The sequence below is a fragment of the Mycobacteriales bacterium genome (assembly GCA_040902655.1).
GTDB lineage: Bacteria > Actinomycetota > Actinomycetes > Mycobacteriales > SCTD01 > SCTD01.
Map to the genome: position 1 here is coordinate 1 of JBBDWV010000007.1, position 7,483 is coordinate 7,483.

At 72.8% G+C, this 7,483-nt stretch carries 5 protein-coding genes; all 5 read left to right on the forward strand.

All coding sequences use genetic code 11. The features are described 5' to 3' along the window. Window positions 1–29 precede the first annotated feature (29 nt). Window positions 30–1,847 (forward strand): NAD(P)/FAD-dependent oxidoreductase, encoded by a 1,818-nt coding sequence (locus tag WD794_02090; GenBank protein MEX2289101.1) that lies wholly within the window; start codon window positions 30–32, stop codon window positions 1,845–1,847. A 34-nt stretch (window positions 1,848–1,881) separates the two neighbouring features. Further along, a complete protein-coding gene (gene hisF, locus WD794_02095; protein ID MEX2289102.1) occupies window positions 1,882–2,652 on the forward strand; it encodes an imidazole glycerol phosphate synthase subunit HisF in 771 nt (256 codons plus the stop codon). Between the two features lie 76 nt (window positions 2,653–2,728). Then, window positions 2,729–4,537, forward strand: a complete 1,809-nt coding sequence (locus WD794_02100; protein MEX2289103.1) for an ABC transporter ATP-binding protein — start codon at window positions 2,729–2,731, stop codon at window positions 4,535–4,537. Further along, entirely contained in the window at window positions 4,534–6,360 is a 1,827-nt protein-coding gene (locus WD794_02105; GenBank protein MEX2289104.1) for an ABC transporter ATP-binding protein, read from the forward strand. Before WD794_02100 ends, WD794_02105 begins: the two co-directional genes overlap by 4 nt. Window positions 6,361–6,368: 8 nt before the next feature. Beyond that, a partial coding sequence (locus WD794_02110) for an MFS transporter (GenBank protein MEX2289105.1) occupies window positions 6,369–7,483 on the forward strand: 1,115 nt, incomplete at its 3' end.

Sequence of the window (7,483 nt, forward strand, 5' to 3'; positions counted from 1 at the left end):
CCGCACCTCCCGAGCCCGCAGGAGATCCGATGACCGCCGTCCTGGACAGCCCGTCGACCACCTCCGCTGAGCAGCGCGTCACCCGTTGGCTCACCGACTTCGAGCAGGCGCTGGTCGCGCGCGACGTGGAGCGCGCCGCGGCGATGTTCGCGACCACCAGCTTCTGGCGCGACCTGGTCTCCTTCACCTGGAACATCACCACGGTCGAGAACCGGGACGGCATCGCCGACCTGCTGCGGGCCACCCTCGACGGCACCGATCCCCGCGGCTTCTGCGTGACCGAGCCGCCGGAGGAGGCCGACGGGGTCACGACGGCCTGGATCGGGTTCCGGACGGCGGCCGGTCGGGGCCACGGGCTGCTCCGGCTCAAGGGCGACGAGGGGGCGTGGACCCTGCTGACGTCGCTCTACGAGCTCGAGGGTCACGAGGAGCCGATGAGCGAGCGGCGGCCGAGGGGGGCGGAGCACGGGGCGAACCCCGACCGGATCACCTGGCTCGAGGCCCGGCAGGCCGAGGCCGCGGAGCTGGGGCGCACCCGTCAGCCGTACGTCGTGGTGGTCGGCGGCGGGCAGGGCGGCATTGCCCTCGGTGCCCGGCTGCGTCAGCTCGGGGTGTCGCACGTCGTGCTCGACCGGCACGAACGGCCCGGGGACCAGTGGCGCTCGCGCTACAAGTCGCTCTGCCTGCACGATCCGGTCTGGTACGACCACCTGCCCTACCTCGACTTCCCGAAGAACTGGCCGGTGTTCTCGCCGAAGGACAAGATCGGCGACTGGCTCGAGATGTACACGAAGGTCATGGAGATCAACTACTGGAGCTCCACGACCTGCCGCAGCGCGCGCTACGACGAGACCGCGGGGGAGTGGGAGGTCCTCGTCGAGCGGGACGGCGAGCAGCTCGTCCTGCGTCCGGAGCAGCTGGTGCTCGCGACCGGCATGTCCGGGAAGCCGAACGTCCCGGTGCTTCCGGGGCAGGACGTCTTCGCCGGCGAGCAGCACCACTCCTCCGACCACCCCGGGCCGGACGCCTACCGCGGCAAGAAGGCCGTCGTCCTCGGGTCGAACAACTCCGCGCACGACATCTGTGCCGCGCTGTGGGAGGGCGGCGCGGACGTGACGATGGTGCAGCGGTCCTCCACGCATGTCGTGCGGTCGGACTCGCTGATGGAGATCGCCCTGAAGGATCTCTACTCCGAGCAGGCCGTTGCCGCGGGCATGACGACGCACAAGGCAGACATGATCTTCGCCTCGCTGCCCTACCGAATTCTGCACGAGTTCCAGATCCCGGTGTACGACGCGATCCGCGAACGCGACGCCGAGTTCTACGCGCGGCTGGAGAAGGCCGGCTTCGACCTGGACTACGGCGACGACGACTCCGGCCTGTTCATGAAGTACCTGCGTCGCGGCTCCGGCTACTACATCGACGTGGGAGCCTCGGACCTGGTCGCCGACGGCCGCATCCGGCTGGCCAAGGGCGCGGTGCGCGAGCTGACCCGGTCCGCGGTGGTCCTCGAGGACGGCACCGAGCTGCCGGCCGACCTCGTCGTGTACGCCACCGGCTACGGCTCGATGAACGGCTGGGCCGCCGATCTGATCAGCCGTGAGGTCGCAGACAAGGTCGGCAAGGTGTGGGGCCTGGGGTCGGACACCACCAAGGATCCCGGGCCATGGGAGGGCGAGCAGCGCAACATGTGGAAGCCGACCCAGCAGGAGGGCCTGTGGTTCCACGGCGGCAACCTGCACCAGTCCCGGCACTACTCGCTCTACCTCGCCCTGCAGCTCAAGGCCCGGCAGGAGAACATCCCCACGCCGGTCTACCGGCTGCAGGAGGTCCACCACACCAGCTGACCGGGGCCCGCCGACCCGGGTAGCGTCGCGGTCCGTGAGCCTCGCCGTCCGGGTCATCCCCTGCCTCGACGTGGACGCCGGCCGGGTCGTCAAGGGCGTCAACTTCGCACAGCTCCGGGACGCCGGCGACCCGGTCGAGATGGCCCGCGTCTATGACGCCGAGGGCGCCGACGAGCTGGTCTTCCTCGACATCACGGCGAGTAGCGGCAGCCGCGAGACGACGTACGACGTGGTGCGCCGGACCGCCGAGCAGGTCTTCATCCCGCTCACCGTCGGCGGCGGGGTGCGCTCGGCCGACGACGTCGACCGGCTGCTGCGGGCCGGCGCGGACAAGGTCGGCGTCAACACCGCCGCGGTCGCCCGACCGGAGTTGCTGCGCGAGATCGCCGAGCGCTTCGGCAACCAGGTCCTCGTGCTGTCGGTCGACGCCCGCCGGGCCGGCCCCGGGGCGACGCCCAGCGGCTTCGAGGTCACCACCCACGGTGGCCGGCGCGGCACCGGGATCGACGCGGTCGAGTGGGTGCAACGGGCCCAGGAGCTCGGTATCGGCGAGGTGCTGCTCAACTCGATGGACGCCGACGGGACCCGCGCCGGCTACGACCTCGAGCTGCTGCGGGCCGTGCGCAGCAGGGTCAGCGTCCCAGTGATCGCCAGCGGGGGAGCCGGCCGGCTCGCGGACTTCGCACCGGCCTGCGACGCGGGGGCCGACGCTTTGCTGGCCGCGAGCGTCTTCCACTTCGGACAGCTCACGATCGGCCAGGTCAAGCACGAGCTGCGCGAGCGGGGGCACCCGGTCCGCGTGTGACAGGGGGAACGCCCCGCCGGGGAATCGTGTGGGCGCCGCAGGCGCTCCTCACGTCGTGACTGCGGCGCCTGCACCGATGCCCGCAGCGGTCATCCGGCGCGGGCTGTGGGTGCTGTGGCAGGCCGTCAAGGAGGAGCCGCGGATCTTCGCGATCTCCACGGTCGGCAGCGCACTGTTCGCGTTCACGACGATCGCGCAGGCCTACGTCTTCGGTGCCATCACCGAGCGGGTCATCGTCCCGAGCATCCAGGACGGCCGGGTCGCGGTCGCCGCTCTCGCGATCTCGTTCCTCGCGATCATGCTGGTGGCCGTGCTGAAGGTGGTGGGCATCATCGCCCGCCGGCTCGGTGCGGGGATCATGCAGTACCGGCTGATGGCCGCCTACCGCCGCCGGGTCACCCGCCGCTACCTCGAGCTGCCGCTGTCCTGGCACGCCGAGCACCCGACCGGTGAGCTGCTGTCGAACGCCAACAGCGACGTCGAGGCGACCTGGCACCCGATTGCCCCTTTCCCCTTCGCGGTCGGTGTGCTGGTCATGCTCGTCGCAACGCTGGCTCTGCTCTTCGGCACCGACCCGGTGCTCGCGCTGGTCGGCTCCGTGGTCTTTCCCTCGATCGCCGTCCTGACCGTCGTCTACGCACGCCGGATGACACCGCTGATGACCCGTGCGCAGCAGCTGCGCGGCGAGGTCAGCGGCATCGCCCACGAGTCGTTCGACGGCGCGCTGGTCGTCAAGACGCTCGGCCGGGAGAACGAGGAGACCGCCCGCTTCCGCGCGACGTCGCTGGAGCTGCGGGACACGATGACCGCCGTGGGCCGGGTGCGCGGGCTGTTCGACCCCGTCCTGGAGGCACTGCCCGCCCTCGGCGTGCTCGCCGTGTTGCTCGCAGGCACCAGCCGCGTCGGCAGCGGCGACCTGTCCGCCGGAGAGCTGGTCCGGGTCGCCTACCTGTTCACGCTGTTGGCCTTTCCCGTACGGGCCATCGGCTGGGTGCTCAACGAGCTGCCCCGCAGCGTCGTCGGCTGGGACCGCGTGCAGCGTGTCCTGACCGCCACGGGCCGGCAGGAGCACGGCGCCCGGGTCCTGCCCGGCGGCGGCCCGGCCGGGCTCACCGTCGAGGCGGTGACCTTCTCCTACGGCGAGGCCGCGGTGCTGCGCGAGATCGCCTTCGACGTCCGGCCGGGCCGTACCGTCGCGCTCGTCGGTGCGACCGGCTCGGGCAAGTCCACCCTGGCCTCGGTTCTGGTCCGGCTGCTCGACCCGGACGGCGGCACGGTCGCGTACGACGATCTCGACGTGCGCGAGCTGGCCCCGGGGGCGCTGGCCCGCGTCGCCGCGCTCGTACCGCAGTCGACCTTCCTGTTCGACGACACGGTCCGCGGCAACATCACGCTGGGCGCGGCGCTGCCGGACGAGGACGTGTGGGCGGCCCTCCGGCTGGCGCAGGGGGACGGATTCGTCGCCGCGCTGCCACAGGCGCTGGACACCGTCGTCGGCGAGCGCGGCACCACGCTGTCCGGGGGTCAGCGTCAGCGCCTCGCGCTCGCCCGGGCCGTCGTGCGAAGGCCGCGGCTGCTGGTCCTCGACGACGCGACCAGCAGCGTCGACCCGACCGTGGAGCAGCGGATCCTGGCCGGGCTGCGGAGGCTCGGGCAGGACGACTCCGGCCCGCCCAGCACCGTCGTCGTCGTGGCCTACCGCACGGCGACGATCGCGCTGGCCGACGAGGTCGTCTTCGTGGCGGACGGCCGGGTCGCCGGTCGCGGCACGCACGAGCAGCTGCTGCGTACGTCGGCGGGCTACCAGGACCTGGTGCACGCCTACGAGCGGGTGGAGGCGCAGCGGCAGGCCGACACGCCGGATGCCGACGAGGTGCGGGCATGACGGTCACCGCTGCCGCCGGGCCCGGCAGTGGCACCGCCGCACCCGGGCCCGGCAGCGTCGACAGCCGCACCGCACAGCGCGGCTCGTTCGCCACACTGGCCCACGGGCTGCGGCTGACCCCGGAGTTCCGGGAGGGCCTGGCCGTCACGCTGCTCCTGGCACTCGTCGCGACCGGCGGCCGGGTCGTCGTGCCCGTCGCGGTCCAGCAGACGATCGACCACGGGCTGTCCGGGGGACAGCCCGACCTCGATCTGGTGCGTGTCGCGGTGGGGCTCGCGACGGTCGCTGTCGCCGTGACCGCCTACGCCAGCTACCTCACCAACGTGCGGCTCTACCGGACCGCCGAGAACGGCCTGGCCTCGTTGCGGGTGCGCGCCTTCCGGCGCGTGCACGACCTGTCGGTGCTGCACCAGGCGGCCGAGCGCCGCGGCTCGCTGGTCTCCCGGGTCACCAGCGACGTCGACACGATGAGCACCTTCATGCAGTGGGGCGGGCTGCTCGTGTTGGTCTCGGCCGCCCAACTGCTGCTCGCGACCGTCGTGATGCTGCTGTGGTCCTGGCAGCTGACTCTGGTGGTCTACGCCTGCTTCCTGCCGCTGGTCTTCGCGGTGCGCTCGCTCCAGCAGCGGCTGCACAGCGCCTACCGTGTGGTGCGGGAGCGGGTCGGCCAGATGCTCGGCGCCGTCGCCGAATCCGTCGTGGGCGCGCAGGTCATCCGTGCCTACGCGGTGCAACGGCGGACGGCTGAGCGGATCGACGCCGCCGTCGACGCCACTCGGGCAGCGCAGACGCAGGCGCAGAAGATCAGCGCGGTCACCTTCTCCGCCGGCGAGCTGACAGCTGCCGTCGCGATCGGCGCCGTCGTCGTCGTCGGGGTGCTGTTGGGCGTCGACGGCTCGATCACGACCGGCCGGCTGGTCGGCTTCCTTTTCCTCGTCACACTTTTCGTTCAGCCGGTGCAGGTCGCGACCGAGGTGCTCAACGAGGCGCAGAATGCCGTCGCCGGACTGCGCCGCGTCCTGGGCGTCCTCGACACCCCGAGCGACGTCGCCGACCCCGGGGAGGGTGGTCGCGCGCTGCCTCCCGGCCCGGTCAGCGTCGGTTTCGCCGGCGTCAGCTTCGCCTACCCCGGCGGACCCGACGTGCTGCACGAGGTCACCCTCGACATCGCCCCCCGCACCCGTGTCGCCGTCGTCGGCGAGACCGGCAGCGGCAAGACGACCTTCGCCAAGCTGCTGACGCGGCTGATGGACCCGACCCGCGGAACGGTCCTGTTGTCCGGGGTCCCGCTGCGCGACGTTCCCTTCGACTCGCTGCGCTCGCGGGTGGTCCTGGTCCCTCAGGACGGTTTCCTGTTCGACGCCACCGTCGCCGACAACGTGCGGTACGGCCGCCGCGGCGCGAGCGACGAGGACGTCGAGCGGGCCTTCCACGCGCTGGGACTGGCCGAGTGGGTCGAGGCGCTCCCGCGCGGCGTCCGTACCGAGGCGGGCGAGCGGGGAGAGAGCCTGTCCGTGGGTGAGCGGCAGCTCGTGGCGATCGCCCGCGCCTACCTCGCCGATCCGGACCTGCTCGTGCTGGACGAGGCGACCTCGGCGGTCGATCCGGCCACCGAGGTGCGGCTGCAGCGTGCGCTCGACGCGCTGACGCGTGGCCGGACCACGCTGGTCATCGCGCACCGGCTGTCCACCGCCGAGGCTGCCGACGAGGTGCTGGTGGTCGACGCGGGTGTGGTCGTGCAGCGCGGTCCGCATGCCGAGCTGGTGCAGCAGGACGGCGTCTACGCCGGCCTGTACGCCTCGTGGATGTCCGCGTCGAGGTGACCGCTCCGGTGCCGGCTGCCGCTGCGCGCGCCGAGCGGCGCGGCCTGCTGCTGTCCTTCAGCGCCTTCGGCGCGTTCTGGGGCGCCTGGGCGGCCACCCTGCCCGACGTCCGTGCACAGGCGGGCGTGACGGACGGTCAGCTCGGCCTGGCGCTGGGCGCCATCGCGGTCGGGGCGCTCCCCGCGATGCCGCTGGCCGGGCGGCTGATGGACCGACACGGAGCACGCCGGCTGCTGCCTCCCGCGCTGCTGTCGTTCGCCGCGGCGGCGCTGTTGCCCGCCTTCGCCGGGTCCCTGCTGCCGCTCGTCCTGGCCCTGCTCGTGCTGGGCGCGTCCTCTGGCGCGCTCGACGTCCTGATCAACACCGCCACCGCCACATGGGAGCGGCTGGAGAGCGGCCGGCTGATGGCCGGCGCACACGGCTGCTTCTCCTTGGGGATGCTGTTGACCAGTGTGTCGGCGGGCGTCGCGCGCGATCTCGGCGCCGGCCCCCCGACCGTCCTCGGCGCGACGCTCGTCCTCATCGCCGTCGTGGCGGTGACGCAGCCCGCCTACCGACGCAGCCCCCATCCGCAGGCTCCCGGGGGTGCCCGTCGGCTGCGCCTGGCCCGCGCGTTGCTCCTGCTCGGCCTGCTGACCGCCGCGGCGTACCTGGTCGAGGACGCGATCCAGTCCTGGAGCGCGCTGCACCTCGAACGCTCGCTGGGGGCACCGCCCTGGGTCGGGGGGCTCGGTCCTGGCCTGTTCGCCGGGGCCATGGCGGCCGGGCGGTTCGCCGTCCAGCTGCTGGCCCGGCCGGGCACGGAGGCGGTGGTCGTCGGGGCCGGTGCCGGCGGCCTGGCTCTTGGAACGCTGCTGTTCGCTCTCGCCCCCGCTCCGGCGCTGGCCCTGGTGGGCGCCGTGGTCGCCGGGGCGGGTGTCTCCGTCCTGGCTCCGACACTGTTCTCGGCCGTCGGGGCGCGCAGCGCGCCCGGCCGCTCCGGGGCCGACCTTGCGCTGGTGACGGCGCTCGGCTATGCCGGTTTCGTCGCAGGTCCGCCGTTGGTCGGCCTGCTCAGCTCCCTGACGACGCTGCCGACCGCCCTCGCCCTGCTCGCCGTGCTGCCCGCGGTCATTGCCGTGGT

Bases quoted from the DNA above. Each gene is read 5' to 3' on its own strand.
- WD794_02105 (MEX2289104.1), top strand. From the start codon at position 4,534: ATGACGGTCACCGCTGCCGCCGGGCCCGGCAGTGGCACCGCCGCACCC.
- WD794_02100 (MEX2289103.1), top strand. From the start codon at position 2,729: ATGCCCGCAGCGGTCATCCGGCGCGGGCTGTGGGTGCTGTGGCAGGCC.
- WD794_02090 (MEX2289101.1), top strand. From the start codon at position 30: ATGACCGCCGTCCTGGACAGCCCGTCGACCACCTCCGCTGAGCAGCGC.